Origin of the sequence: Achromobacter sp. NPDC058515 (assembly GCF_042721735.1) — a bacterium.
Lineage (GTDB): Bacteria > Pseudomonadota > Gammaproteobacteria > Burkholderiales > Burkholderiaceae_B > Achromobacter.
Genome location: NZ_JBHXNI010000002.1, coordinates 484,194 through 509,659 on the forward strand (window position 1 = coordinate 484,194; position 25,466 = coordinate 509,659).

The window sequence follows — 25,466 nt, forward strand, 5'->3', positions numbered from 1 at the left end:
CTTATCGACGCCCAGCCGTAACCGCCATGAACACCAAACACCTCCTCCCGCTGATGCTGGCCCTCGCGCTGGCCGGATGCGCCTCCGTGGGCCCCGACTACCAGGTGCCCGCCGAGTCGGTGTCCGGCAGGCCGGGCGCGCAAGCGTCCTTCGTGGAGGCGCAGGCCGGGGTGTACCGGCAGGAAGCGGTGTCCGGGCACTGGTGGCGCCTGTACAACGATCCCGTGCTGGACGGACTGGTGGAAAAGGCCCTGGACGCCAACACCGACCTGCGCGTCGCCAGCGCCAACCTGGAACGCGCGCAGGCCGCGGTGCGCGAAACACAGGCGCAGCAGCAGCCCGCGATCGGCGTCAATGCCTCGCCCACCTTCGGCCACGTGTCCGGCCTGCAGGAATTGCAGCCGGGCATCGATCCGCCCAACCGCTGGTCCTATTCCACGGGCGCCAGCGTGTCGTACCAGCTTGACCTGTTCGGCCAGATCCGCCGCGCCGTGGAAGCGTCCACCGGCGACGCGCAAGCCGCGCAGGCCGCCTACGACGCCACCCGCGTCACCGTGGCGGCCGAGACCGCCCGGGCCTACGCCAACATGTGCGCGGCCGGCATGCAGCTTGCCTCGGCCCAGCATTCGGCGCGGGTGCAAAAGGAATCGCTGGACGCCGTCAGCCGGCTGCAGCGCGCCGGCCGCGGCACCACGCTGGACGTGACCCGCGCGCGCAGCCAGCTTGAACAACTGCAGGCCAACCTGCCGCCCTTCCAGGCCCAGCAGCGCACCGCCCTGTATCGCCTGGCCGCGCTGACCGGCCAGACGCCCGGCGAGATTTCGCCCGCGCTGCTGCAATGCGCGACGGCGCCGAAGCTGACGGAGACCATCCCGGTGGGCGACGGCGCCCAGCTTCTGCGCCGCCGTCCCGACATCCGGCAGGCGGAGCGCACCCTGGCCGCCTCCACCGCGCGCATCGGCGTGGCCACGGCCGACCTCTATCCCAAGATCACGCTGGGCCTGTCGGCCGCGTCGGGCGGCCCGGCCTCCATGCTCGGCGACCGCGGCACCTTCAGCTGGAGCGTGGGTCCGCTGATCTCGTGGACCATCCCCAACACGGGCGCCGCGCAGGCCCGCATCGCCGAAGCCGAGGCCGGCGCCAAGGCGGCGGCGGCGCGCTTTGACGCGACCGTGCTGAACGCCCTGCGGGAAACGGAAAGCGCGCTGATCGTCTACGCCCGGCAGCTGGACCGCGACTCCGCCCTGCGCGCCGCGCGCGACCAAAGCGCCGAAGCCGCCTCGCAGGCGCGCCGGCTGTTCCAGTACGGCAAGACCGACTACCTGACGGTGCTGGACGCCGAACGCACGCTGGCCACCAACGAAAGCGCGCTGGCGGCCTCGCAGGCCGAGCTCAGCAGCGACCAGATCGCGGTGTTCCTGGCGCTGGGCGGCGGCTGGGAGAAGTAATCAATGCACCGTGGTGCCGTCCGGCGGGGCCTGGTTCAGGCCCAGCGCCGCTTCCCAGCTGCGCAGCGGCACGCAGGTCTGCAGGCGCACGATGGCGCGCTGGATCAGGGCCGGATGCAATTCGTGGCCGACATGGGTGGCGATGTCGATGGTGGAATCCCCATGCAGCTCGTCCAGGCGCGTCTGCGCCGCCTGGATGTGCGCCACGCTCATGACCGGATCGTCGGCGCCGTGCAGCAGATGGAGGGTGGTGTATTGCGGGGCGGTCTTGGGCAGTTGCGCATAGCGGCCCGAAAACGCGATGACGCGCCCGGCCATGCCGTCGTGGGCCTGCACCAGTTCCAGCGCCATGATGGCGCCCTGCGAAAAGCCCGCCAGCGCGGTGTCCGATTGCAGCAGCCCGAAGCGGGCCTGCGCGGCGCGCACATAGGCTTCCAGGGGCGGCATGGCCTGGGCCACGCGTTCGGGGCGGTTTTCCTCGGTCACGCCGCGCACTGAAAACCATTGCCGGCCCGCGCCGCCGCCGTCGAAGGGCTCGAAGCCCTCGGGGATCAGCACCGCCGCCGTCGGAAACGCGGCGCGCACGGCCTGGGCCAATGGCCGCAGATTGTCGGGCGAACCGCCCACGCCGTGCAGCAGGATGAAGAGCTGGCGCACGTCGACGCCCGGATCGGGAAGGAATTCGATAGAACTGGAAGACGCCATGAAACCGCTCCGTACTGGCATGGGGCCGCCGAACCGAGCCCCGATTGCCGCATTGTAAAATGCGCGGCTTGAAGCAACCCTCGCCCAACCGCCACGGACCGGCCGGCTTGCGCGGTGTTGCCTGGGGCCTGCCCCCCTGCGCCCGCGCCCGCAACTCCGCCGCGACGGCAACCTCTCACCCCGCAATGCAAACACCGACAACCGACGCGGGCGCCACGACGCCCGCCAGCCAGAACCAGCTCCACCGCGTGCTCAAGGCGCGCCACCTGACGATGATAGCGCTGGGCGGGGCCATCGGCACCGGCCTGTTCGTCGCCTCCGGCGCGGCCATCGCGCAGGCCGGCCCCGGCGGCGCGCTGATGGTCTACCTCCTGATCGGCCTGATGGTCTACTTCATCATGACCAGCCTGGGCGAACTGGCGACCTTCATGCCCGTGTCGGGCTCCTTCTGCACCTATGCCTCGCGCTACGTGGACCCGGGCTTCGGCTTTGCGCTGGGGTGGAACTTCTGGATCAGCTGGGCCACGGTGGTCGCCGTCGACGTCGTGGCGGCGCAGCTGGTCATGGCGTACTGGCTGCCGGATACGCCCGGATGGATATGGAGCGTCGCGTTCCTGGCGCTGACCTTCGGGCTGAACGCGTTTTCGGCGCGCAGCTTCGGCGAGGCGGAATACTGGTTCGCCATCATCAAGGTCGTCGCCGTGCTGTGCTTCATCGCGGTGGGGCTGGCGATGCTGGCGGGCATCATCCATGGCAGCGACCCGGTCGGCCTGGCGAACTGGACGGTGGGCGACGCGCCCTTCGTGGGCAACGTGGCGACCTGGGTCGGGGTGGCGATGGTGGTGGCCTATTCCTTCCAGGGCACCGAGCTGGTGGGCGTGGCGGCCGGCGAATCCGAGAACCCCCGGCGCAACGTGCCGCGCGCCATCAACAACGTGTTCTGGCGCATCCTGCTGTTCTATGTGCTGGCCATCCTGATCATCGGCCTGCTGCTGCCTTATACCGACCCGCAACTGCTGCGCAACGAAGTCGAGGACATCGCCGTCAGTCCGTTCACGCTGGTGTTCGAGCACGCGGGGCTGCTGTCGGCGGCCACGGTGATGAACGCGGTGATCCTGACCTCGGTGCTGTCGGCCGGCAACTCGGGCATGTACGCCGCCACGCGGATGCTGTTCAACATGGCGGCCGAAGGCCAGGCCCCCGCCCTGTTCAAGCGCCTGACCGCCAACGGCGTGCCGCTGTATGCGCTGCTGGCGACCACACTGCTGGCCTGTCTGTGCCTCTTTAGCGTGGTGTACAGCCCGAAGGCGGTGTATATCTGGCTGCTCAACTTCGCGGGCATGACGGAGTTCATCGTCTGGTTGAGCATCGCGGTAAGCCACTACCGCTTCCGCCAGGGCTACGTGAAGCACGGCTACGACACCGCCGACCTGCCCTACAAGGCCGGCCTGTTCCCCTTTGGCCCGCTGTTCGCCTTCGTGCTGTGCCTGCTGGTCACGCTGGGCCAGAACTACCAGGCGTTTCTGGAAGATCGCATCGACTGGATCGGGGTGATCTCGACCTATCTGGCCATTCCGCTGTTCCTGGGCTTGTGGCTCGGCCACCGGCTGCTGCGCGGGTCGCGCTGGATCCGGTACGCGGACATGCGCTTCTACGGCCTCGCGGCGGACCGCGGCGCCGATGCGTCCCCAGAAGCGCCGGCCCAGGCCCGCCCCGCGCCCGGCTGAGCTCCGCACGGCGCGCGTCCGCCGGACCGCCCCCGGGGCGCGCGGCGGGGCACTTTTCGATACGTCCGGCGGGATCAAAGCCCGGTACAATACTGTATATTCATACAGCTTATTGAGCCCCAGGCGCCCCCGCCATGCAGTCCCCTGAACGTATCCATCCCGCCCTGTGGCGCGCCACCCAGCTTGCCCAAGGCGTCGCCCGCACCCTGCCCACCGGGCACGCCGCGCTGTCGGCCGAGCTGCCCGACGGCGGCTGGCCGCTGGGGTCGCTGGTCGAACTGCTGACCCCGCATCCCGGCGTCGGAGAAATCCGCCTGCTGCGTCCGGCGCTGGCCCAACTGGAAACGCGGCGCCCCATTGCCCTGGTGCAGCCTCCGCACGTCCCCCACATCGCCAGCTGGATGAGCTGGCGGCTGGATCCCCGGCAACTGCTCTGGGTGGCGCCCGAAAAGCCCGTCGACGCGCTGTGGGCCACCGAGCAGATCCTCAAGAACGGCAGTTGCGGCGCGCTGATCTGCTGGCTGCCCCATGTGCGCCCCGAATCCCTGCGCCGCCTGCACCTGGCCGCCCAGGCCAGCGACCTGCTGTTCATCGCCGTGCGCCCGTCGCGCGCCGCGCAGAACGCCACCCCCGCCGCCTTGCGGCTGGCGCTTGCGCCCGCGCCGGGCGGCTTGTCCGTACACATCCTCAAGCGCCGGGGGCCTGTCTGCGACACGCCGCTGTACGTGGGCCTGGAGCCCGGCGCCCTTACGCCTTCTTCTCCCCGCCATGCGCCTCTGGATCGCCGCCTTCCTGCGCTGCCTGCCGCTGGACGCCATACGCCCGCACTGGCCGCATGAGGGGGAGGCGTTCGCCGTTCTGGACCAGGAACGCGTCGCCGCCCTTACTCCCGCCGCCCGCCGGGCCGGCGTCGCGCCGGGCATGCGCCGCGCCGGCGCGGCGGCCATCGCCCCCGAGGTCGAGCTGCTGCCCCGCAATGCCCTGGCCGAAGCCGAAGCCCTGCAAGGGGCGGCGCTGGCCTTGCTGCGGTACACGCCCGAAATCGCCTTGGGCGGCGAGGACACCATTCTCCTGAACGTGGGCGCCAGCCTGATGTTCTTTCGCGGCCCGCGGGCGCTGAGCCAGCGGGTGGCCGCCACGCTGCGCGCCCTGGACCTGCGCGTGACGCTGGGCATGGCGCCCACCGCCGCGGGCGCCTGGCTGCTGGCGCACCGCCCCGGCCGGCGCGTCCCCCGGCGCACCCTGACGCTGCCCACGCTCGCGCGCCGGCTGGATGCCCTGCCCCTGTCGCTGCTGCCCCAGGCGCAGGCCCGGCGGGACTGGCTGGACGACATCGGCTGCCACACGCTGGCGCACCTGCGCGCCCTGCCGCGCGCGGGCCTGCAGCGGCGCAGCACGCCCGAACTGCTGCAAGCCCTGGACGCCGCCTACGGCCAGGCGCCCGAGCTCTACCGCTGGATCGAGCCGCCCAATCAGTTTTCGCGGCGCATCGAGCTCATGGACTACGTGGAGCACACCGACGCGGTGCTGGCGGTGGCGCGCCGGCTGGCCGAGCAGCTCGGCGGCTGGCTGGCCGCCCGACAACTGGCGGTGCGCCGCGTGGTGCTCAGCATGGAGCACGAGCGCGGCCGCCACGCCCGGCCGCCCACCGAACTGGAACTGGCCCTGGCCCAGCCCGTCTGGCAGGCGCCGCAGCTCCTGCACCTGCTGCGCGAAAAGCTGAACCACTTCACCCTGGAAGCCCCCGTCATCGCCGTGGCGCTGCTGGCGCCCGACACCGTGGAGCAGCCCGCGGCCAGCACCACCCTGTTTCCCGAACCCGGCGGCACCGCCGCCGATCACGCGCGGCTGCTGGACCTGCTGGTGGCGCGGCTGGGCCGCGACCAGGTGCGCCATGCCCAGCCCGCCGCCGACCACCGCCCCGAGGCCGCCAATGCCTGGGGCGATGCGCTGGCCGCGCCCCAGCGTCCCGAGCCCCTGCCCACCCTGCTCGACCGCCCGTTCTGGCTGCTGGAAACGCCGCTGCCCTTGAAGCTGTCCGGCCATCGGCCGCAGTACGGCGGCCAGGCGCTGCGGCTGATGCGCGGCCCCGAACGCATCGAAAGCGGCTGGTGGGACCCGGCCCTGACCGTGCGCGACTATTTCGTCGCCGAGGACGCGGCCGGCGCGCGCTACTGGATCTACCGCGAGCGCGATGCCGAGCACGCCCGCTGGTTCCTGCACGGGCTGTACGCCTGACCCCTCATGCGCTTGGACGACGACGCCCCCGACGCGCTGGACCCGGCTGACGCCCTGGCCCGCCTGCCCGGCTACGCCGAACTGCAATGCCAGTCCAATTTTTCCTTCCTGCAGGGCGCCTCGCACCCCGAGGAACTGGCCGCGCGCGCCGCCGAGCTGGGCTACGCCGCCCTGGCGCTGACCGACGAATGCTCGCTGGCGGGCGTGGTGCGCGCCCACACGGAAGCCAAGGCCCAGAAGCTGCCGCTGATCATCGGCGCCACCTTCCAGCTGCGCGCGGCGCCGGACGCCGCGCCGCTGGGCCTGACCCTGCTGGCGCAGACCCGCGAAGGCTATGGAAACCTGTCCGAACTGATCACGCTGGCCCGCACCCGCGCGCCCAAGGGCGAATACCGGCTGGCCCCCGAAGACCTCACCGATCCGCCCGACGGCTGCGCGCATCTGCGCCACCTGCCCGAATGCCTGGCCATCCTGACCCCCGCCTACGGCACCGACGCCGACCGCATGGCCGAGAAGGCGCGCTGGCTGGCGCGCGCCTTCCCCCATCGCGCCTGGGTGGGGCTGACCCTGCTGTACCAGTCGCGCGACGACCTGCACCGCGCCGCGGTCGAGCATGCCGCGCGCGAATCGGAACTGCCCGTCGTGGCGGTGGGCCAGGTCCAGATGCATGTCCGTTCGCGCAAGCCGCTGCACGATACGCTGACCGGCATCCGCACGCGCCGCCCGGTGTCGCAATGCGGCTACGAGCTGTCCGGCAATGCCGAACAGCACCTGCGCAGCCGCATGCGGCTGGCCAGCCTGTACCCGCCCGAGGCGCTGGCGCAGACGCTGGCGGTGGCGCGCCGCTGCGCGTTTTCGCTGGACGAGCTGCATTACGAATATCCCGACGAGATCGTGCCGCGCGGCCACACCCCGGCCACCTATCTGCGCCAGGAAACCCTGGCCGGGGCCGCCCGCCGCTTTCCCGCCGGCGTTCCGGACAGCGTGGCCGCGCAGATCGAAAAGGAACTGGCGCTGATCGCCGACCTGCGCTACGAAGCCTATTTCCTGACCGTCTACGACATCGTGCAGTTCGCCCGCAAGGCCGGCATCCTGTGCCAGGGCCGGGGCTCGGCCGCCAACTCCGCCGTGTGCTATTGCCTGGGCGTCACCGCGGTGGACCCGGTGCGCGGCAACAACCTCTTCGAACGCTTCATCAGCAAGGAACGCAACGAGCCGCCCGATATCGACGTGGACTTCGAGCACCAGCGCCGCGAAGAGGTCATCCAGTACATCTACGGGAAATACGGACGCGACCGCGCCGCGCTGACCGCCGTCGTGATTTCCTACCGCCCGCGCAGCGTGCTGCGCGACACCGGCCGCGCGCTCGGCGTGGACCCCGGCGTCATCGACGCCGTGGCCCGCGCCCATCAATGGTGGGACGGCAAGAAGGAAATGCTGCGCACCCTGGGCGCGTGCGGCCTGGACCCGGAATCCCGGGTGGCGCGCCAGTGGGCCTCGCTGGCGCAGACCATGATGGGCTTTCCGCGCCACCTGTCGCAGCACCCGGGCGGCTTCGTGATCTCGCGCGGCAAGCTCTCGCGCCTGGTGCCCATCGAAAACGCCGCCATGGAAGACCGCAGCGTCGTGCAATGGGACAAGGACGACCTGGACGCCCTGAAGTTGCTGAAGGTGGACGTGCTGGCGCTGGGCATGCTGTCGGCCTTGCGCCGCACGCTCGAACTGGCCGGCCAGCGCCGCGGCCGCACGCTGACGCTGCAGGACATCCCCGAGGGCGACGCCCCCACCTACGACATGATCTGCGACGCCGACACCGTGGGCGTGTTCCAGATCGAATCGCGCGCGCAGATGACGATGCTGCCGCGCCTGCGGCCGCGCGAATACTACGACCTGGTGGTGCAGGTCGCCATCGTGCGGCCCGGCCCGATCCAGGGCGGCATGGTCCATCCCTACCTGCGCCGCCGCCAGGGCAAGGAAGAAGAAACCTATCCCAGCGAAAAGGTGCGCGGCGTGCTCTGCCGGACCATGGGCGTGCCCATCTTCCAGGAACAGGTTATGCAGATCGCCGTGGTCGCCGCGGGCTTCTCGCCCGGCGAAGCCGACCAGTTGCGCCGGTCCATGGCCGCCTGGAAGCGCAAGGGCGGCGTGGACAAGTTCCGCATCAAGCTGGTGGGCGGACTGCTGGCGCATGGCTACACCTTGGACTTTGCCGAGGCCCTGTTCCGCCAGATCGAAGGCTTTGGCGAATACGGCTTCCCGGAAAGCCATGCCGCCAGCTTCGCCCTGCTGGCGTACTCCAGCTCCTGGCTCAAGCGCCACGAACCGGAAGCCTTTCTGGCCGCCCTGCTCAATTCCCAGCCCATGGGCTTCTATGCCCCTGCGCAGCTGGTGCAGGACGCCCGCCGCCACGGGGTCTGCGTGCTGCCCGCGGACGTAACCGTCAGCGGCTGGGACTCCGCGCTGGAAACCCTGCCCGCCGGCCACCCCGGCGCCCGGCGCCGCGCGCATGTCCACGCGCCAGGCCCCGAGGCCCCCCGCCCCGCCGTCCGGCTGGGCTTGAGCCTGATCCAGGGCATGCGCGAAGACGCCGCCCGGCGCATCGAGGCCGCGCGCGCCCAAGCCGCTTTCGCCGACACCGGCGACCTGGCCCGGCGCGCCGGACTCAACCGCCATGACCTGAATTCGCTGGCCGCCGGCGACGCCCTGCGCACGCTGGCCGGCCACCGGCGCCAGGCCAGTTGGGAAGCCGCCGCCAGCGTGCAGAGCCGCGACCTGCTGCGCGACGCCGAGATCGTGGACGTCCAGGCGCCGCGGCTGTCCGCCCCCTCCGAAAGCCAGACCGTGGCCGCGGACTACCGCAGCGTGGGCCTGACGCTGCACAGCCATCCCGTGGCCTTGCTGCGTCCGCAACTGGCCGCCCGCAATTTCCAGCCCGCCTCGGTGCTTAACGGCTACCCGAACAAGCGCTCGGCGCGCGCCTGCGGCATCGTCACCGTGCGCCAGCGGCCGCAAACCTCCAAGGGCGTGATCTTCGTGACGCTCGAAGACGAGACCGGACCCGTCAACGTGGTGGTGCGCCCCGAACTGATCGAGCGCCAGCGCCGCGAGCTGCTGGGCGCCAACCTGCTGGGCGTGTTCGGGGCCTGGCAGAGCGTGGACGGCGTGCGCCACCTGATCGCGCAGCGGCTGGTGGACATGTCCGACCTGCTGGGGGGGCTGGCCACGCAAAGCCGCAATTTTCATTGACGCCGGTTCAGCGCCCGAAGAGCGTCGCCATATCCAGCGCCTGCGCCATCGCCTGGTAGCCGGCGTCGCCCGGATGCAGATGGTCGCCGGAATCATAGGCCGGCAGCAGGCGGGCCGGATGGGACGGATCGCGCAGCACCGCCTCGAAATCCACCACCGCGTCGAACACGCCGCTTTCGCGGATCCAGCGGTTCACCTCAAGCCGCACCGCGTCCTTGGCCGGGCTGTAGTGACCGGCCAGGGCCGTGCCGTGCAGCGAGCCTTCATACGGCGCGATCGTGCCCGCCACGATGCGCACGTTGCGCGCATGGGCGGCGTCCGCCAGTTGCCGGTAGCCTTCGACCAGCCGCGCCGCCGTCATGGGCGCGTCCTGCGGGGCGAAGGCGCTGTCGGGCCAGCCGATGTCGTTGATGCCCAGCATCATCACCACCGTGCGCACGCCGGGCTGGGACAGCACGTCAGCCTCGAAGCGCGCCATGGCGTTCTGGCCCATCTTGTCGCCCCAGACCCGGGCGCCCGAAATCCCCGCGTTCACCACGCCCACGCCCAGCGGCGCCAGGCGGCGGGCCAGGAAGTCCGGCCAGCGGCGGTTCGCACCCGGCGTCGAGCCATTGCCGTCGGTCAGCGAGTCCCCGAACGCGACCACCACCGGCGCATCCGCCGGACCCTCCACCCAGACGCCCGCCAGGAAGGCCCGTCCGGCCAGCGGCCGCGCGCCGGGCAGGTCCGGCGCGGCGCTGGCATTGCCCCGCGCCAGCGCGGCGGTTTGCTGCGCGCCCCAATGAAAGGTCGCGACCGGCGTGGCCTGCGGAAAATACGTGCTGACGGCCAGTTCGCTCAAGGCGGCCACGGGCAGGTCCACGGGATCGCTGACCGCCTGCGCGCCCGGCGCCACCGTCACGCCGGGCCGGCCGCCAAAGGTCAAGGCGCGGTCCGAGCCGGGGCGGATCGCCGCCCCCTCCCCGGCCAGCGCCACATGGGCCGCGCCGATCACCAGCGGCTGCGCGCCATAGCGGTTGGACAGCACCACCCGCAGGCGCTTGCCGCCCAGGCTGAGCCTGAGCCTTTCCCGCAGGGTCTGGTCCCGCAGTTCGGCGGGCATCCCCGTGGGCAGCACAAAGGAGGCGTCCCACAAGGGCTGGGGGCTGGCGAACCAGGAGCTGGTCCAGGCGCTTGCGGACGCGGGGCCCTGGGCGACGCGGGCGGGCGCCCCGGCCGCCGCCGGCGCGGCCGGCACGGACAGGCTGCCGACCAGGATGGCAAGCGCATTCAGAAAACGCAGCGGGGTGCGGGAGTTCATGGCATTCCTTTACAGAAAGAATCGAAGTGGGTGACGCCACGATAGGTTCTTCCTGAATACGTCGGTAGCCACGTAAAATACATACCGCTTCTTCCAAAAAGGAATGACGACCATGGATACCCTGCGCGCCATGCGCGCCTTTGTCCGCGCCGTGGAACTGGGCACCTTGTCCGCCGCCGCGCGTGAACAAGGCCTGAGCCAGCCCGCCCTGAGCAAGATCGTGGCGGCGCTGGAAAAAGACATGAACGTGCGCCTGCTGGAGCGCAGCACCACCCGGGTCGTGCCCACCGAGCAAGGCAAGCGCTTCTACGAACGCGCCACGCGGGTGCTGGAAGAGTATGCGGAGGCGGTGGCCGACGCCCGCGGCCAGACCGAGACGCCCACGGGCTTCCTGCGCGTCAATGCGCCGGTCGCGCTGGGCCAGTTCCGGCTGAACGCGCTGATCCTGCAGTTCCTGGACGCCTACCCCGACATCCAGGTCGAGCTGATCCTGAACGACCGCTTCGTCGACCTGGTGGAAGAAGGCGTGGACGTCGCGCTGCGGCTGGGCGGCAGCCTGCCGCCCCATGCCGTCGCGCGCAAGGCTGCCATGTCGCCGCGCTATCTGGTGGCCGCGCCCGCCTACCTGGCCGCGCGCGGCAAGCCCCGGACGCCGGACGACCTGCCCGCCCACGAGTACGTCCGTTTCGCCTGGCTGGCCGCGGGCGACACCCTGGAACTGCAACAGGGCGCCAGGCGCGCCGCCGTCCAGACCCACGGACGCTTCCGGGTCAACAATGCCCTGGCCATCCGGGAAACGCTGGCCTCGGGCGCGGGCATCGGCCTGTGCCCGGCCTGGCTGGTGGACGACCTGCTGGCCAGCGGCGAGCTGCTGCGCGTCCTGCCCAAATGGACCGCCGCGCCGCAAGAGGCCTTCCTGATCTATCCGTCGCGCCGCTACCAGTCCCTGCGGGCGCGGCTGCTGATCCAGTTCCTGGCCGACCGGCTGGGCAAGCTGCCGGGGATGCAGGCGCCCCCGGGCGCCTGACCCTAAGCGCACATGGCGCGCACCAGGTTCCGGTAGATGTCGCGGGCGCCTTCCAGCTGGTCCAGCGCGATGGATTCGTCGATGGTGTGCGCGTCCTCTTCGTTGCCCGGCCCCAGGCCGATGGTCGGGATGCCGCGGCGCCCGGCCGACTCCGAGCCGTTGGTGCAGAACGCCCAACTGCCGACGACCGGCTCCCTGCCGCTGTCGCCCACGGCCACCCGCGCCGCCTGCAGCAGCGCCGCGTCCGCGTCGCAGCGCCACCCGGGCAGCCAGCGCGGCGGCGTGGCGTGCTGGCCGGTGTAGGTCGCCACCCGATCCTCGCTGACCGCCAGCGTGAAATCGCGCAGGCCGTGGCTGGCCAGGTGCGCGCGGATCTGCGCCAGCACGTCCGCCAGGCTCTCGCCCGACACGGTGCGCCGGTCAAAGCGTATGGTCGTCGTGATCGGGATCATGGAGATCGACGGATACGGGTGCGACACGATGTCGGTCGGCACCAGCAGCGCCTGTCCCAGCACCTCGTCATGCGGCAGCGGCAGGCTTTCCAGCGCGGTCAGCGCCCGCGCCGCCGCATGCAGCGGATTGACGCCGATGTGCGGCGTCGCGGCGTGCGCCGGCTTGCCGTGAAAGGTCAGCAGCAGCTCTACCCGCCCCTTCTGGCCGGCCTTGATCTGCAGCTTCGACGGTTCGCAGATGACCACCGCCCGCGGCGCGCAGGCGTCCAGCACCGAGGCCAGCGCATGGCCTTCGATGATCTCCTCCAGCACGCTGGCCGACACGGCCACGCGGCGCTTCAAGCCTTCCCGCGCCGCCGCCGCGACGCCGCAGATCGCCGCCGCGATGCCGCCCTTCATGTCGGTGCTGCCGCGCCCGTACAGCCGGCCATCGCGGATCTCCGCGCCGAACGGATCGAAGCGCCAGTCCCCCGTCACCGGCACCACGTCCATGTGCCCGTCGAACAGCAGCGCCACCTCCGCGTCCGCCGGGCCGATCAGGCCCAGCACCGAGCCGTTGCGGTCGGTCGTGACCGGGCCGAAGCCCGCCTCGCGCATCGTGGCGGCCATCAATGCCGCCATCTCGCCCTCCTTGCCGGAAAGGCTGGGGATGCGCACCATCGCCTGCGTCAACGCCACTACGTCCAAAGTCATCGTCATTCCTGTCAAAGAGTGGCGGGCGACGGGCGCCCGCCGATATCGAAGCGCCGCGGCTAGCGGTTCACCAGTTCCTTGGGCACGCGGTAGACCAGCACCGCGCCGATCAGCGCGAAGCTGGCCAGGAAGTACATGCCCCAGTTGGTCGAACCGGTCAGGTCCTTGATCCAGCCGATCGCATAGGGGCTGACAAAGGCCGCCAGGCCGGCGAACGAGTTGATGCCGGCGATGCCGGCCGCGGCGCTCTTGCCTTCCAGGAAGGCGGTCGGCAGGCTCCAGAACAAGGGCGAGCACACCATGCAGCCGGCGGCCGCCACCGACAGCATGGCCACGGCCAGCATCGGGTTATGGCTGAACAGCGTGCTCAGCGCCAGGCCCGCGCCGCCCACCAGGAACGGCACGATCATGTGCCAGCGGCGCTCGCGGGTCGCGTCCGAATGGCGGCACACCAGCACCATCGAAATCACCGCGCACACGTTCGGCACGGCCGTCAGCAGGCCGATGTGCAGCAGCGACTGGACGCCGGTGGACCGGATCACCGAGGGCAGCCAGAACGCCAGCCCGGACAGGCTGGACACGGTGCAATAGCAGATCAGCGCCATATGGACGACGCGCCGGTCCTTCAGCAGCGTCAGCATCGACACATGCTCCGTCTTGGCGGTCTTCTCGCGCAGCAGGTTCTGGTCCAGCCGCGACTTCTCCGCCGGCGACAGCCAGCGCGCGTCGCCGATGCGGTCGTCCAGGTACCAGAACACCGCCAGGCCCAGCAGCACCGAGGGAATCGCCTCGATGATGAACATCCATTGCCAGCCGGCCAGGCCGTGGTGATCGTGGAAGGCCTCCATCACCCAGCCCGACAGCGGCCCGCCCAGGATGCCGGCGAACGGCACCGCCGTCATGAACACGGCCACGATCTGGCCGCGCCGGTTCGACGGGAACCAATAGGTCAGGTAAAGAATGATGCCCGGATAGAAGCCGGCCTCGGCCGCGCCCAGCAGGAAGCGCAGGATGTAGAACTGGGTCGGCGTCTGGGTCAGCGCCATGGCGGCCGAGATCAGGCCCCACAGGATCATGATGCGCGCCAGCGTCTTCTTCGCGCCGATGCGGTGCATCAGCACATTGCTGGGCACCTCGAAGAGGAAGTAGCCGATGAAGAAGATGCCCGCGCCCAGGCCGTAGACCGTTTCGCTGAACTGCAGGTCGTCCAGCATCTGCAGCTTGGCAAAGCCGACATTCACGCGGTCCAGGAACGCCGCGATGTAGCACACCATCAGGAACGGCAGCAGGCGCCACGCCACCTTTCTGTACAGCGCATCGTCCCGCGCCAGGGGGTCCTTGTCCGCGGCAACGGGAGAAGCCGCAATGCTCTCGACTGACTGGTCCATATTTTTTCACCTTGGGGTCTGTTTTTTCAGGCCGAACGCTCCCCTGCAGGCGCTCTGGGCGCCCGCATGCTGTTTTTATGGGAAAGGAACGCACGGACCGGGGTTGCGGGCGGCCTGGCGGCCCCCGCGCTTGCCGCGCCGCAGGCTAGGCGGTGATCGCCACCTCCGGCGCGGGTTCCATCGCACCTCTGCGCTGCGTGATCAGCCCGTAGGCTTCGGGACGCCGGTGCCGTTCGAAATTGAACGTGGTGTTCTTGTAGGACAGGCAAAGATCCAGGTCGCAGCGCGCGATCGCCAGCTCATCGCCCTTGGTCGAGCAGGCCGCCACGATCTCGCCCGACGGCGCGATGATGCAGCTGCCGCCGATCATCTCGCAGCCCTCTTCCTTGCCGGCCTTGGCCACGCCCACCACCCAGGCGCCGTTCTGGTACGCGCCCGCCTGCATCACCAGGTGGTTGTGGAACATGGACAGGTCGTCATGCTCGGGCGCGGGCGGGTTGTGCACCGGCGTGTTGTAGCCGAGCAGGATCATTTCCGCCCCCTGCAGGCCCATCACGCGATAGGTCTCCGACCAGCGGCGATCGTTGCACAGCGCCATGCCCATCACGCCGCCGAAGCCGCGCCAGACATCGAACGACCCGCCCGGCTCGAAATAGTGCTTCTCAAGGTGCTGGAAGGCGCGCCAGGGCTCGTTGTCGGCATGGCCCGGCAGATGCACCTTGCGGTACTTGCCGATGATGGCGCCGTCCTGGCCCACCAGGATAGAGGTGTTGAAGCGGCGCTTGACGCCGTGTTCCACCGCCAGCTCCGCGTAGCCCAGGTAGAAGCCGATGCCCAGCTTGCGGGCGGTCTCGAACAGCACCCGGGTCTGCGGGCCCGGCATCTCGCTTTCGTAGAAGGCGTCGATCTCGGCCGGGTCCTCCATATACCAGCGGGGAAAGAAGGTCGTGAGCGCCAGTTCCGGAAATACCACCAGTTGGCAACCCATGGCGTGGGCCTGGCGCAGGTGGGCGAGCAGGCGCTCGACGACCTCCCGGCGCGTGTCGCTGCGCTGGATGGGCCCAAGCTGCGCGGCCGCGACATTGATGATGCGTGACATGTTCAGTCTCCTACGGGTTCATTGTTCTGCGAGTTCGAGCATCAGTTCCAGCAGCACGCCGGCGCCCGCCTCGATATCGTGGTCATGCGTGAATTCCGCGACGTTGTGCGACAGGCCGCCCACGCTGGGCACGAACACCATGCCGGTCGGACACATGCGCGCCAGCATCTGGGCGTCGTGGCCGGCGCCGCTGGGCAGGCGCCGCACGCGATGCCCGCGTTGCCGCGCAATCGCCTCGACCCGGCCGACGATGGCCTCGTCGAACGCCACCGGCTCGAAGTCGGCCAGCACCCGGTGCGCCAGCTCCACGCCCTCCTCGGCCGCCGCCTGCGCCGCGTAGGCCATGCAGCGCGCGATCGCCTGCCGTAGCGCCGCGCCATCCGTATTGCGCAGGTCCAGCGTGAAGGTCGCGCGGTTGGGGATGACGTTGATCAGGTTCGGAAACAGGTTGACCTGCCCGACCGTCGCAAGCTGGCCGCCGCCCAGTTCGCGCGTGAGATCGCGGGCGAAGCAGGCGATGCGGGCCGCGACGATGCCGGCGTCGTGGCGCAGCGCCATCGGCGTGGTGCCCGCGTGGTTGGACACGCCCAGCAGCGTGAACTCGATCCAGTGGATGCCCTGCACCCCGGTCACCGCGCCGATGGCGTAGTCCTCGTGCTCCAGCACCGGCCCCTGCTCCACGTGCAATTCAACAAAGGCATGCACCTGGTTGTTGCCCGTGGCGGCGGCGCCGGCGTAACCGATCCGGGCCAGGTTCTCGCCCACCGTGGTGCCGTCTATGCCCACCGTGGCCAGCGCATCCGCCAGCGCCATGTCGCCCTGGAACACCAGGCTGCCCATCATGTCGGGCGCAAAGCGCGCGCCTTCCTCGTTGGTAAAGAAAGCCACCGCCACCGGCCGCCGCGTCGTCATGCCGGCATCGTTCAGCGCCGCCACCACTTCCAGCCCGGCCAGCACGCCCAGGTTGCCGTCATAGCGCCCGCCGGTGCGCACCGTGTCGATATGCGAGCCCGTCATCACCGGCGGCCCCGCCTCGCGGCCGGCGCGCAAGCCCACCACGTTGCCGATGCCGTCGATCGTCACGGCCAGCCCCAGTTCGCGCATCCATTGCACGACCAGATCGCGTCCCTGCCGGTCGGCGTCGGTCAGCGCCAGGCGGCACACCCCGCCGCCGTCGATCGCGCCGACCTGCGCCAGGTCCGCGATGCGCCCGAGCAGGCGGACGCCGTCGATGCGCGCGGCAGCCGGGCCGGTCTTTTGCGCGGCGCCAGTCATGCCGCGGCCCCGGCTTCGACTTCGGCGGCGCTCTTGCCGACGATGCGCTGGTAGAGTTCCGGGTCGGTCGCGCCTTCGCTGCCGAACACCAGCACGCGGCTGCCTGCGTCCAGGCCCAGCGCGTCGCGCGCCGCCGGATCGGCCAGCGCCGCCAGGCAGCCGGTCAGCCCCGCCACCGCCGATTCGCCGGCGACGACGGGCGCGTCGCCATACTTGCCGCTGGCCAAGAGGCGCACCGTCTCCAGCGCGGCCTCGTCGTCCACCGTGAGAAACGCCTGCGCTCCCGGGTGCAGCACCTCCCAGGCCAGCAGCGACACCTCGCCGCAAGCCAGGCCGGCCATCACCGTGTCCAGATCGCCATGCACCGCCACCGGCTTGCCGGCGCGGGCGCTCTCGTACAGGCAGGCCGCCTTGTCGGGCTCGACCACGATGAAGCGCGGACGGCGCGCGCCCAGCTGCTCCCAGAAATGCGCGCAGACCGCGGCGGCCAGGCCGCCCACGCCGCCCTGCAGGAACACGTGCGTCGGCAGTTCGGCGTCGCCGCCTTCGCGCAGTTGCCGCAAGGCCTCGTCGGCCATCACCGCGTATCCCTGCATCACGTCCTTGGGCACTTCCATGTATCCCGGGTAGGAGGTGTCAGACACCACATAGCGTCCGAACCGCGCCGCGTCCTCGGCCGCCTGGCGCACGGAATCGTCATAGTTGCCGGCGGTGCGCACCACCTGCGCGCCGTACTGCTCGATTGCCCGCTTGCGGCCCTCGCTCACGGTCGCATGGACGTAGATCACGCACTGGCAGCCAAAGCGCTGCGCGCCCCAGGCCACCGAACGCCCGTGATTGCCGTCGGTCGCGCAGGTCACCGTCATGGCTTGCGTCAGTTCCCGGTAGCGGCCGGACAACAGGTCGTCGACCGACAGGTCGTCGCGCCCCAGCCGGGCCGCCAGTTCGCGCAGCAGCTGGCGGCTGACCGCGTAGGCCCCGCCCAGCGCCTTGAAGCTGCCCAGCCCGAAGCGGCCGCCCTCGTCCTTGTAACGAATGGCCGCCACGCCGGCCGCGCGCGCCAGCCCGGCCAGGTCGCGCAGCGGCGTGGGCTGGTAGCCCGGCCAGCGGCGGATCTGCGCCTCGGCCTGCGCGAAGGCCTGGCCGCCAAGCACGTCCAGCTGCCGCTGGCCGTAAGGCCCGGCCGGCTCGAATGCGGGATTTGCCGCGACCTGCAGCCGGATGTTCGGAATCGGGTGGTTCAAGTCAGTCTCCTCTTGAGGTTCAGCGATGCAAGTCGCCGTAGTGTTCGTGCAGCCGTTCGATGTTCTGCAGGCGCTCGCGCGCGGCGGGCCCGAGCTTGCGCGCCAGGGCCGAGCACAGATGGTTGATCACGCTGGTGGCGGCGACGTAGGAATCGAATACCGCCGCGCCGCTGTTGACGCAGCGCAGCACCAGGTCCGAGCGCGCCGGCAGTTCGGTCGCGGTGGGGTCGGTCAGCACCACCACCTTGGCGCCCACGCGGTTGGCGTGCTCGACGATGGGCTTGAGCAGGGTGACGCGGCGGCGGAAATCCATCACCAGCAGCACGTCCTCCGGCCCCAGGTCGGCCAGGTCCTCGGCCAGGTTCAGCCCCGCGCCCGGCACCAGCGCCACGCCGTCGCGCAGCTGCGTCAGCAGCGCCCAGGCGTATTGGGCCAGCACCCGCCCGTTGCGAAAGCCCGCGATGCAGATGCGGCGCGCGCCGGCAAACAGCGCCACCGCGCGCTCGATGTCGCGGCTGTCCAGCCGTTCGAAGGTCTGCACCAGGTTCTGCAGGTCCGCGGCCAGATGCTCGGACAGCGCATCGCCGGTGGCGTCCGGCGGACGCACGCCCGCCATCTCGTACAGCGGCGAGCCGCGGTCGGATTCGTCGCGCGCCTGGGCCCGCACCTCGTTGAAATTCTCGTAGCCCAGGCGCCGGAAGAAGCGTCCCGCCGTGGCCTTGGACACGCCGGCCTTCTGCGCCAGTTCGGCGCCCGAATAGGCCGCGATATTGCCCAGGCACTCCAGGGTCACGTGGGCAAGCCGCTGCTCGCTCTCCGTGAAGCTGTCCTGCTGCGCAAGAATGCGTTCCTGCAGCATCGAAGTCATGGCGATATACCTTGTGGAACTATAGTTTCACAAATATATATTCATGCAACTTCGGTGTCAAAACAAATTTCGCGCTTGCAACTCGGGCGCCGCGCAGCCGGCGGAACCGGCCGGCAAGCGCCCTGTCACAGCGCGTCGCGGCTGGTCTATCATGGCTTTTTTGTCGCGATGTTGTAAGGAGCTCTACATGATCCGCAAGCTGATCCCCTTCCTGCTGGTTGCCAGCCTGACCGCGTGCGCCAATACCGGAACTCCGCGTTCCTCCAGCGCCCCGGCAGCCTCCAGCTCCTCCAGCGCGTCGTCGTCATCGAGCGACGGTTACGGCTCGTCCGCGGGTTCTTCGTATGGATCGTCCTCCGGCATGTCCGGCGGCGGCAAGACCTGCGACGCCGGCGCGCTGCAATCGCAGATCGGCCAGAAAGCCACGCCGTCGGTGATGGAAGAGATGCGCACGCGCAGCGGCAGCGCCAGCGCCCGCATGCTGCGCCCGGGCCAGCTGGTCACCATGGAATACAACGCCACCCGCCTGAACCTGATCGTGGACGACAAGGACGTCATGACCGCGATCCGCTGCGGCTGAGGCCCGCCCCTCCGCTACGGGCCGGCGCGACCGGCCCGCCGCGCTATGCCTCGCGCGGCTTCGCCGCCGGCGGCACATGGGGCAGGAACGCCCCCGCCACCTCGAACGCGCATTCCTCGCGCGCAATATCGATCACCCGCGACACCACCGGGTTGACGATGTTCTTCTTATGCACCGCGTAGTAGTTGATGGTCGGCAGGTCCGGCTGCACCTTGAGCTGGCACAGCGCCCCGCGCGCCACCAGCGGCGCGAAATAGGCGCCCGGCAGATAGCTGATGCCCAGGCCCAGCATCGTCAGCTGCGCCATCATCCCCAGGCTGTTGCAGGTCAGCACGCGCTTGACCGGCAGCCCCTGTTCCGCGAACCACGCGTCATACAGGTGCGACAGCGCGGAATTCGTGGGCTGCGAGATCACGGGATACGGCGCCAGGTCCTGCGGCGTCAGATTGGCTGAGAAATCGATGTCCAGGGCCGGGCTGGCCATCCAGACATTGGTGACCGCGCCCAGGTGCGTGCAGTCGTACTGGTAGCCCCAGAACGGGCCGGGCATGATGGCCAGATCCAGTTCGTCCTGCTCCAGGCGTTCGTACAGCGTGATGCCGCCGTCGATCTCCGGCATGAGCTGCACGCGCGGATAGCGCAGGCTGATCTGGTTGATCAGCCCGGCCAGCCAGGTCATGCCGACCAGTTCCGTCACCCCCAGCCGCACCACGCCCTCGAAACTGGCCGGGTCGGCCATGTTCTGCACGATGCGGCTGTTCAACTCCAGCATTTCGCTGGCCAGCTCGAACAGCTTGCGGCCCTGCGGCGTCATCAGCAGCTTCTTGGCTCGCCGCTCGAACAAGGGCGAGCCGGCAAAGGCTTCAAGCTCGCCCACCCGCTTGGCGACGGCCGATTGGGTGGTGTGCAGCTTGCGGGAAGACGCGCTGAAGCTCCCCAGTTGGGAGCTCCAGTAGAAAGCCTCTAGCTGTTTGAGGGTGTACATCGCGGCGGTCGATGCGAAACGCATGGAAACCCTCACCTTACCATCGCGGCCGCGTCAGCCGCGGGGATGCAGGATGTCGGCCAGGAAGCGCTGCGCGCGCGGATGGGCCGGCGCGCTGAAGAAGCGCTCGGGCGTGTCCATTTCCAGGATCTCGCCCGCGTCCATGAAGACCACGCGGTCGCACACGTCGCGCGCGAAGCCCATTTCGTGGGTCACGCACACCATGGTCATGCCGTCCTTGGCCAGGCCCTTCATCACCTGCAGCACCTCGCCCACCATTTCCGGATCGAGCGCGCTGGTCGGCTCGTCGAACAGCATCACGGGCGGCTGCAGGGCCAGGGCCCGGGCAATCGCCACGCGCTGCTGCTGGCCGCCCGACAGCGAACCCGGATAGGCATCGATCTTGTGCTCCAGGCCCACGCGCTCCAGCAGGCTGCGCGCCAGCTCCATCGCCTGCTTGCGCGGCTGCTTGCGGATGTTCACGGGCGCGAAGATCACGTTTTCCAGCACGCTCATGTGCGGGAAAAGATTGAACTGCTGGAACACGAAGCCGATTTTCTGGCGCAGCGCGTTCAGGTTGGCGCCCTTGGCGTAGATGTCGGCGCCGTCGATCAGGATGCGGCCCTTCTCGATGGGCTCCAGCCGGTTGATCGTCCGGATCATGGTGGACTTGCCCGACCCCGACGGTCCGCACACCACCAGCACTTCGCCGCGCGCCACCGAAAGGTCCACGTCCTTCAGCACGTGATGCGCGCCGTACCACTTGTTCACTTTCTCAAGATTGATCATGTCGTTGTTCCGTTAAGCCATGGCGCGCGAGCGGCGGATATGCAGGTCCAGCCAGCTCAAGCCGCGGCTCAGGCTGAAGCACACCAGGAAATAGATGATGGCCAGGATGCCGAAGACCTGCAGCGGCTGGGTCAGCACCAGGTTGTTGACCTGGTTGGCCGCGAAGGTCAGCTCGTTGACGCTGATGACATAGCCCAGCGACGTTTCCTTGATGGTGGAAACGAACTGGCTGGTCATGCTGGGCAGCACGTTGAACAGCGCCTGCGGCAGCACCACCTTGCGCATCGTCGTCCAGTAGCCCACGCCCAGCGAGCGCGACGCCTCGATCTGGCCGCGCGGCACCGCCTCGATGCCCGAGCGGATCACTTCCGACAGGTAGGCGCTTTCGTAGACCACCAGCGCGAAGATCAGCGTCCAGAAGCCGCTGACGACCTGGCCGGTCAGCTTGGGCACGACGAAGTAGGCCCAGAAGATCAGCATCAGCAGCGGCATGCCGCGCACCACGTTGACCAGCGTCTTGCTGGCCACGCGCAGCCAGCCGTAGGGGCTGACGCGCGCCAGCGCGATCAGCAGCGCCAGCGGCAGGGACATGGCCAGGCCGCAGGCGGCCAGGATCAGCGTCAGGGCCAGTCCGCCCAGCGGGCCGTTCGGGTATTGGCCCACGAGCAGCGTGGGCCAGTATTGCATTAGCAGGTCAAGCACCATGGCCTCCGCTGTTCAGACGATAACGGGCGTAGAGGCGCGATCCGACGGCCATGATCAGGAACGATCCCAGCAGATACATGATCGTCGCCGCGCCGAAGGTGGCGAAGGTGCGGTAGGTTTCGTTTTCGATCTCGCGCGCCTGGTAGGTCAGCTCCATCACGCCGATCGCCATGGCCACGCTGGTGTTCTTGAACAGCAACAGCGCGCGGCCGACCAGCGGCGGGATGGAAATGCGCACCGCCTGCGGCACGATCACGAAGCGCATGCACTGCAGGTAGCTGGCGCCCAGCGCGCGCGCCGCCTCGAACTGCGTGCCGGGGATGGCGCGCAGGCCGCTGCGGATGTCTTCGGCGATATAGGCGGCCGACCCCAGCGCCAGGGCAATCGCGGCCAGCGACATCTCGGCGTTGTGCGCGTACAGCCACATGCGAAAGCCCTCGGGCAAGAGCTCGGGCATGCCGAAGTACCAGAACAGCACCTGCACCAGCAGCGGCACGTTGCGGTGATATTCCACATAGGCGTCGACCAGCCAGCGGCACGGCGCAAGATTGGTGGCGCGCACAACCACCAGCGTCACGGCGATGGAAAACGCCATGACCCATGCAACCAGGAACAGCTGCACAGTGACCACCATGCCGCTGAGCAGCTGCTGGTATTGGGATGCGTCAAGTAGGCTCATAAAGCAATCAATCTCCTGCAATCGCGCGGCCCACGCCAAGCGTCACGGCTTCCTGCGCATCGCCTGGCGGAGCGCGGGAAGCCGTGACGGGACTGGCGGAAGGCAGCGCCGTGGTCCGCGGCCTTAACCGGCGATCGGGCCGATCTTGAAGCCGCGTTCCAGCTTGTACGGCGTTTCGGGACCAAACCACTTGTCAAACAGCTTGGCGGCCGCGCCCGAGGCTTCCGCTTCGTCCAGCGCCTGGTTCACCGTTTCCAGGAAACGCGGCTCCGACTTGCGCACGCCCAGGCCCCAGGGCTCGTCGAACACCGGCTTGGCGATCACCCTGACCGGCGCGGTCGGCGGGCTTTGCAGCACCAGGCGCACCAGCACCAGCTCGGAGGCGAACTGCGCGTCCACCTTCTTTTGCTGCAAGGCCAGGTAGGTGGCCGAGCTGTCGCCATAGCCGATGACCTGCGACTTGTCGAGAATGCGCTTGATCTCGCGTTCGGAGCTGGAGCCCTTGGTCGCGCCCACCCGGCGGCCGTTCAGGGCCTCCACGGAGTCCAGGCCCGAGTCCTTGCGCACCATCAGCTTTTGCGGGCTGACGTAATAGGCGTGGCTGAACGAGATCTGCTGGGCGCGGTCGGGCGAATAGCCCAGGTTGGCCGCCAGGATGTCGACCCGCCCTTCGTTCAGTTCCGGCACGCGCGCGGCCACCGACAGCAGCTTGTAGTTGACCTTGACGCCCAGCTTGTCAGCGACGAGCTTGCAGACATCCACGTCGTAGCCCACCAGCTGGCGCGTCGCGCCGTCCTGGAAGCTGAACGGCTGCGAGGTGCCCAGCGTGCCGCAGACCAGCTCGCCGCGCGCCTTGATGTCGTCCACCTGATCGGCCTGGGCGGCTCCGCCCAAGGCCAGCGCAGCCAGGCCCAGGCAGGCGGCGAAGAGAGTGTGGCGTTTCATGGTTGATTCCCCTTGTGTGGTTGTGTGGTGAACTGGCTTGAACCAGCCAGCGTTAAACAGGCCCGCCTGGCCCTCAGGCCAGCTTGGCGCAGGCTTCCCGTATGGCGGAGCATCCCTGCCGGATGTCGTCCAGCGAGGCGGCGAACGACAGCCGGAACGTGCCCGGCGCGCCGTAGGCATGGCCGTCGATGACGGCGACGCCGGCTTCGCGCAGCAGATAGTGCGTGAGGTCGGTGTCGGTCGCGATCACGTCGCCGGCCGGCGTCTTCTTGCCCAACAGGCCGGAACAATCCGGGAAGACATAGAACGCGCCTTGCGGCGCGACGATGGCCAGGCCCGGCGCGCCGGACAGCTCGGCAATCGCCAGGTCGCGGCGTTCGCGGAAGATCCTGGCGAACTCGGCCACGCAGTCCTGCGGGCCCGACAAGGCTTCCAGCGCGGCCGCCTGGCTCACGGACGAGGCGCCCGAGGTGCTTTGCGACTGCAGGATGGCCATGGCCTTGATCAGTTCGTCGGGACCGGCGCCGTAGCCGATGCGCCAGCCCGTCATGGCATAGGCCTTGGACACGCCGTTGACCACCAGCGTGCGCGCGGCCAGCTCGGGGGCCACCTGCAGCGGATGCACGGTCGGCTCGCCGGTGAAGTTCAGGCGGGCGTAGATGTCGTCGGTCATCAGCCACACGTGCGGATGGCGCGCGAGCACGGCGGCCAGCCCGCGCAGTTCGTCGGCGGTGTAGACCGAGCCCGTCGGATTGCTGGGCGCATTCATCATCAGCCACTTGGTGCGCGGCGTGATGGCGCGCTCCAGGGCGTCGGGCGTGACCTTGTAGCCGGTCGCCGGAGACGTCTGGACCGCTACCGGCACGCCGCCGTTGACCAGCACCATGTCCGGATACGAGACCCAGAACGGCGCGGGAATCAGCACTTCGTCGCCGTCGTTCAGCGTGGCGGCCAGGCCGTTGAAGATCACCTGCTTGGCGCCGGTGCTGACGATGATCCGCGCCACGGGGTAGTCCACCCCGGTCGCTTCCAGCAGGTGCGCGCGCGCGGCCTTGCGCAAGGCGGCCGTGCCCTGGGCCGGCGGATACTTGGTCTCGCCGCGGTTCATGGCGGCGGTGGCGGCCTGGCGGATGTGCTCCGGCGTGGAGAAGTCCGGCTCGCCGATCGTCAGGTCGATGATGCGGCGGCCCTGCTCGCGCAGTTCGGCGATGATGGCGCGCGCGGCCACGCTGGGCGACAGCTTGATGCGCTTGATGCGGTCGGCGACGATGCTCATTTGGCCGCTCCCGTCTTTTCGGCAATGGTCTTTTCCAGCCACGGCTTGGTGTAGGTGCCGGCGCGCAGCTTTTCCTTGGCCACGGCTTCGTCGGCTTCCTTCTTCATGGCCAGGGCCAGCACGGCGCCGGCGTGTTCGGCGGGAATCACCACGACGCCGTCGGCATCGCCCACCACCACGTCGCCCGGATTGACCACCTGCCCGCCCACGGACACGGGCACATTGATTTCGCCGGGACCATCCTTGTACGGGCCCTTGTGCGACACGGCGCGCGCGAAGCAGCCGAATTCGCCCTGGGCGAAGACGTCCAGGTCGCGCACGGCGCCGTCGATCACGAAGCCTTCGATGCCGCGCGATTGCGCATCCATCATCATCAATTCGCCGACCAGCGCGTTGCTGGCGTCGCCGGCGCCGTCGACGACGATCACGTCGCCCGCGCCGCCCAGCGAAATCGCCTTGTGGATCATCAGGTTATCGCCCGGGCGGGTCTTGACGGTCAGCGCCAGGCCGACGGTGCGGCGCGAGCCGCCGTGCAGCGGACGCAGGCCCGACACGCCGTACAGGCGATTCATGCAGTCGCTGATCTGGGCCGAGCCGATGCTGGCGAAGCCGGCCAGGACGTCGGCGGCGACGGCCGGAGCGGGCCGGGAAAGTATGCGATATCCGATGGGATTCATAAGGGAAGTCAGGTGTGAATGCGTGTAGCGGTTAAGCGAACACGCATTACAAAGCCCCACGCGCCCTTTCTCAAAACGATATAAATTCCCGCCGATCCACGAATTTTATTCGTACATTAC

At 69.3% G+C, this 25,466-nt stretch carries 22 protein-coding genes; 7 read left to right on the forward strand and 15 right to left on the reverse strand.

The window, feature by feature from the left end; all coding sequences use genetic code 11:
• The first annotated feature begins 26 nt into the window (after window positions 1–26).
• Window positions 27–1,448 carry an efflux transporter outer membrane subunit gene (locus tag ACFWP0_RS05475; protein WP_377840271.1) on the forward strand — a complete coding sequence of 474 codons (1,422 nt, stop codon included), beginning with the start codon at window positions 27–29 and terminating at the stop codon, window positions 1,446–1,448.
• On the opposite strand, the gene ypfH is transcribed toward ACFWP0_RS05475, so the two are convergent.
• On the reverse strand, window positions 1,449–2,153 hold the full coding sequence (gene ypfH / locus ACFWP0_RS05480; protein ID WP_377840272.1) for an esterase: 705 nt from the start codon (window positions 2,151–2,153) through the stop codon (window positions 1,449–1,451).
• A gap of 185 nt (window positions 2,154–2,338) precedes the next feature.
• On the opposite strand from ypfH, the gene ACFWP0_RS05485 reads away from it, so the two are divergent.
• From ACFWP0_RS05485 to ACFWP0_RS05500, 4 genes are all read left to right on the forward strand, one after another.
• On the forward strand, window positions 2,339–3,880 hold the full coding sequence (locus ACFWP0_RS05485; RefSeq protein WP_377840274.1) for an amino acid permease: 1,542 nt from the start codon (window positions 2,339–2,341) through the stop codon (window positions 3,878–3,880).
• A 134-nt stretch (window positions 3,881–4,014) separates the two neighbouring features.
• On the forward strand, window positions 4,015–4,719 hold the full coding sequence (gene imuA / locus ACFWP0_RS05490) for a translesion DNA synthesis-associated protein ImuA (RefSeq protein WP_377840276.1): 705 nt from the start codon (window positions 4,015–4,017) through the stop codon (window positions 4,717–4,719).
• Window positions 4,649–6,118, forward strand: coding sequence for a Y-family DNA polymerase (locus ACFWP0_RS05495; protein WP_377840277.1), 1,470 nt, complete (start codon window positions 4,649–4,651; stop codon window positions 6,116–6,118). The genes imuA and ACFWP0_RS05495 overlap by 71 nt, the downstream gene beginning before the upstream one ends.
• 6 nt (window positions 6,119–6,124) lie before the next feature.
• Window positions 6,125–9,364: an error-prone DNA polymerase gene (locus ACFWP0_RS05500; protein WP_377840278.1), complete on the forward strand. Its 3,240-nt coding sequence runs from the start codon at window positions 6,125–6,127 to the stop codon at window positions 9,362–9,364.
• Between the two features lie 7 nt (window positions 9,365–9,371).
• On the opposite strand, the gene ACFWP0_RS05505 is transcribed toward ACFWP0_RS05500, so the two are convergent.
• Complete coding sequence (locus ACFWP0_RS05505) at window positions 9,372–10,664, reverse strand: SGNH/GDSL hydrolase family protein (protein ID WP_377840280.1); 1,293 nt, start codon at window positions 10,662–10,664, stop codon at window positions 9,372–9,374.
• A gap of 112 nt (window positions 10,665–10,776) precedes the next feature.
• Here ACFWP0_RS05505 and ACFWP0_RS05510 point away from each other — a divergent pair, with 112 nt between their 5' ends.
• Window positions 10,777–11,691 carry a LysR substrate-binding domain-containing protein gene (locus tag ACFWP0_RS05510; RefSeq protein ID WP_377840282.1) on the forward strand — a complete coding sequence of 305 codons (915 nt, stop codon included), beginning with the start codon at window positions 10,777–10,779 and terminating at the stop codon, window positions 11,689–11,691.
• Window positions 11,692–11,693: 2 nt separating this feature from the next.
• On the opposite strand, the gene ACFWP0_RS05515 is transcribed toward ACFWP0_RS05510, so the two are convergent.
• From ACFWP0_RS05515 to ACFWP0_RS05540, 6 genes are all read right to left on the reverse strand, one after another.
• Window positions 11,694–12,836, reverse strand: coding sequence for a YgeY family selenium metabolism-linked hydrolase (locus ACFWP0_RS05515; protein WP_377840283.1), 1,143 nt, complete (start codon window positions 12,834–12,836; stop codon window positions 11,694–11,696).
• Window positions 12,837–12,895: 59 nt separating this feature from the next.
• The gene (locus ACFWP0_RS05520) at window positions 12,896–14,224 is read right to left on the reverse strand and encodes an MFS transporter (RefSeq protein WP_377840284.1); all 1,329 of its coding nucleotides are present in this window, start codon (window positions 14,222–14,224) and stop codon (window positions 12,896–12,898) included.
• 145 nt (window positions 14,225–14,369) lie between these two features.
• Entirely contained in the window at window positions 14,370–15,323 is a 954-nt protein-coding gene (locus ACFWP0_RS05525; protein WP_377840286.1) for an N-carbamoyl-D-amino-acid hydrolase, read from the reverse strand.
• An 18-nt stretch (window positions 15,324–15,341) separates the two neighbouring features.
• A complete protein-coding gene (locus ACFWP0_RS05530; RefSeq protein ID WP_377840288.1) occupies window positions 15,342–16,598 on the reverse strand; it encodes a M20 family metallo-hydrolase in 1,257 nt (418 codons plus the stop codon).
• The gene (locus tag ACFWP0_RS05535; protein WP_377840290.1) at window positions 16,595–17,842 is read right to left on the reverse strand and encodes a diaminopropionate ammonia-lyase; all 1,248 of its coding nucleotides are present in this window, start codon (window positions 17,840–17,842) and stop codon (window positions 16,595–16,597) included. Before ACFWP0_RS05535 ends, ACFWP0_RS05530 begins: the two co-directional genes overlap by 4 nt.
• 19 nt (window positions 17,843–17,861) lie before the next feature.
• On the reverse strand, window positions 17,862–18,710 hold the full coding sequence (locus ACFWP0_RS05540; RefSeq protein WP_377840291.1) for a MurR/RpiR family transcriptional regulator: 849 nt from the start codon (window positions 18,708–18,710) through the stop codon (window positions 17,862–17,864).
• 187 nt (window positions 18,711–18,897) lie between these two features.
• On the opposite strand from ACFWP0_RS05540, the gene ACFWP0_RS05545 reads away from it, so the two are divergent.
• The gene (locus tag ACFWP0_RS05545; protein ID WP_377840292.1) at window positions 18,898–19,290 is read left to right on the forward strand and encodes an I78 family peptidase inhibitor; all 393 of its coding nucleotides are present in this window, start codon (window positions 18,898–18,900) and stop codon (window positions 19,288–19,290) included.
• 43 nt (window positions 19,291–19,333) lie between these two features.
• Here ACFWP0_RS05545 and ACFWP0_RS05550 read toward each other — a convergent pair whose 3' ends face one another.
• The 7 genes from ACFWP0_RS05550 to ACFWP0_RS05580 all read right to left on the reverse strand — a co-directional run bounded on the left by ACFWP0_RS05550 (window position 19,334) and on the right by ACFWP0_RS05580 (window position 25,346).
• Window positions 19,334–20,275, reverse strand: coding sequence for a LysR family transcriptional regulator (locus ACFWP0_RS05550; RefSeq protein ID WP_377840476.1), 942 nt, complete (start codon window positions 20,273–20,275; stop codon window positions 19,334–19,336).
• Between the two features lie 54 nt (window positions 20,276–20,329).
• Entirely contained in the window at window positions 20,330–21,064 is a 735-nt protein-coding gene (locus ACFWP0_RS05555; RefSeq protein ID WP_377840294.1) for an amino acid ABC transporter ATP-binding protein, read from the reverse strand.
• A gap of 12 nt (window positions 21,065–21,076) precedes the next feature.
• Complete coding sequence (locus ACFWP0_RS05560) at window positions 21,077–21,766, reverse strand: amino acid ABC transporter permease (protein ID WP_377840296.1); 690 nt, start codon at window positions 21,764–21,766, stop codon at window positions 21,077–21,079.
• Window positions 21,759–22,448 carry an amino acid ABC transporter permease gene (locus ACFWP0_RS05565; RefSeq protein WP_377840297.1) on the reverse strand — a complete coding sequence of 230 codons (690 nt, stop codon included), beginning with the start codon at window positions 22,446–22,448 and terminating at the stop codon, window positions 21,759–21,761. Before ACFWP0_RS05565 ends, ACFWP0_RS05560 begins: the two co-directional genes overlap by 8 nt.
• A 123-nt stretch (window positions 22,449–22,571) precedes the next feature.
• Window positions 22,572–23,393, reverse strand: coding sequence for an ABC transporter substrate-binding protein (locus ACFWP0_RS05570; RefSeq protein WP_377840299.1), 822 nt, complete (start codon window positions 23,391–23,393; stop codon window positions 22,572–22,574).
• 73 nt (window positions 23,394–23,466) lie between these two features.
• A complete protein-coding gene (locus tag ACFWP0_RS05575; protein ID WP_377840300.1) occupies window positions 23,467–24,669 on the reverse strand; it encodes an aminotransferase class I/II-fold pyridoxal phosphate-dependent enzyme in 1,203 nt (400 codons plus the stop codon).
• A complete protein-coding gene (locus tag ACFWP0_RS05580; protein WP_377840302.1) occupies window positions 24,666–25,346 on the reverse strand; it encodes an RraA family protein in 681 nt (226 codons plus the stop codon). Before ACFWP0_RS05580 ends, ACFWP0_RS05575 begins: the two co-directional genes overlap by 4 nt.
• Window positions 25,347–25,466: the final 120 nt, after the last annotated feature.

Excerpts from the sequence above, each read along its gene's own strand:
- ACFWP0_RS05515 (WP_377840283.1), bottom strand. The coding sequence starts at position 12,836 with ATGACTTTGGACGTAGTGGCGTTGACGCAGGCGATGGTGCGCATCCCC.
- ACFWP0_RS05485 (WP_377840274.1), top strand. The coding sequence starts at position 2,339 with ATGCAAACACCGACAACCGACGCGGGCGCCACGACGCCCGCCAGCCAG.
- ACFWP0_RS05530 (WP_377840288.1), bottom strand. The coding sequence starts at position 16,598 with ATGACTGGCGCCGCGCAAAAGACCGGCCCGGCTGCCGCGCGCATCGAC.
- imuA (WP_377840276.1), top strand. The coding sequence starts at position 4,015 with ATGCAGTCCCCTGAACGTATCCATCCCGCCCTGTGGCGCGCCACCCAG.
- ACFWP0_RS05555 (WP_377840294.1), bottom strand. The coding sequence starts at position 21,064 with ATGATCAATCTTGAGAAAGTGAACAAGTGGTACGGCGCGCATCACGTG.
- ACFWP0_RS05580 (WP_377840302.1), bottom strand. The coding sequence starts at position 25,346 with ATGAATCCCATCGGATATCGCATACTTTCCCGGCCCGCTCCGGCCGTC.
- ACFWP0_RS05570 (WP_377840299.1), bottom strand. The coding sequence starts at position 23,393 with ATGAAACGCCACACTCTCTTCGCCGCCTGCCTGGGCCTGGCTGCGCTG.
- ACFWP0_RS05510 (WP_377840282.1), top strand. The coding sequence starts at position 10,777 with ATGGATACCCTGCGCGCCATGCGCGCCTTTGTCCGCGCCGTGGAACTG.
- ACFWP0_RS05525 (WP_377840286.1), bottom strand. The coding sequence starts at position 15,323 with ATGTCACGCATCATCAATGTCGCGGCCGCGCAGCTTGGGCCCATCCAG.
- ypfH (WP_377840272.1), bottom strand. The coding sequence starts at position 2,153 with ATGGCGTCTTCCAGTTCTATCGAATTCCTTCCCGATCCGGGCGTCGAC.
- ACFWP0_RS05575 (WP_377840300.1), bottom strand. The coding sequence starts at position 24,669 with ATGAGCATCGTCGCCGACCGCATCAAGCGCATCAAGCTGTCGCCCAGC.
- ACFWP0_RS05540 (WP_377840291.1), bottom strand. The coding sequence starts at position 18,710 with ATGACTTCGATGCTGCAGGAACGCATTCTTGCGCAGCAGGACAGCTTC.
- ACFWP0_RS05545 (WP_377840292.1), top strand. The coding sequence starts at position 18,898 with ATGATCCGCAAGCTGATCCCCTTCCTGCTGGTTGCCAGCCTGACCGCG.
- ACFWP0_RS05550 (WP_377840476.1), bottom strand. The coding sequence starts at position 20,275 with ATGTACACCCTCAAACAGCTAGAGGCTTTCTACTGGAGCTCCCAACTG.
- ACFWP0_RS05475 (WP_377840271.1), top strand. The coding sequence starts at position 27 with ATGAACACCAAACACCTCCTCCCGCTGATGCTGGCCCTCGCGCTGGCC.
- ACFWP0_RS05495 (WP_377840277.1), top strand. The coding sequence starts at position 4,649 with ATGCGCCTCTGGATCGCCGCCTTCCTGCGCTGCCTGCCGCTGGACGCC.
- ACFWP0_RS05520 (WP_377840284.1), bottom strand. The coding sequence starts at position 14,224 with ATGGACCAGTCAGTCGAGAGCATTGCGGCTTCTCCCGTTGCCGCGGAC.
- ACFWP0_RS05500 (WP_377840278.1), top strand. The coding sequence starts at position 6,125 with ATGCGCTTGGACGACGACGCCCCCGACGCGCTGGACCCGGCTGACGCC.
- ACFWP0_RS05505 (WP_377840280.1), bottom strand. The coding sequence starts at position 10,664 with ATGAACTCCCGCACCCCGCTGCGTTTTCTGAATGCGCTTGCCATCCTG.
- ACFWP0_RS05565 (WP_377840297.1), bottom strand. The coding sequence starts at position 22,448 with ATGAGCCTACTTGACGCATCCCAATACCAGCAGCTGCTCAGCGGCATG.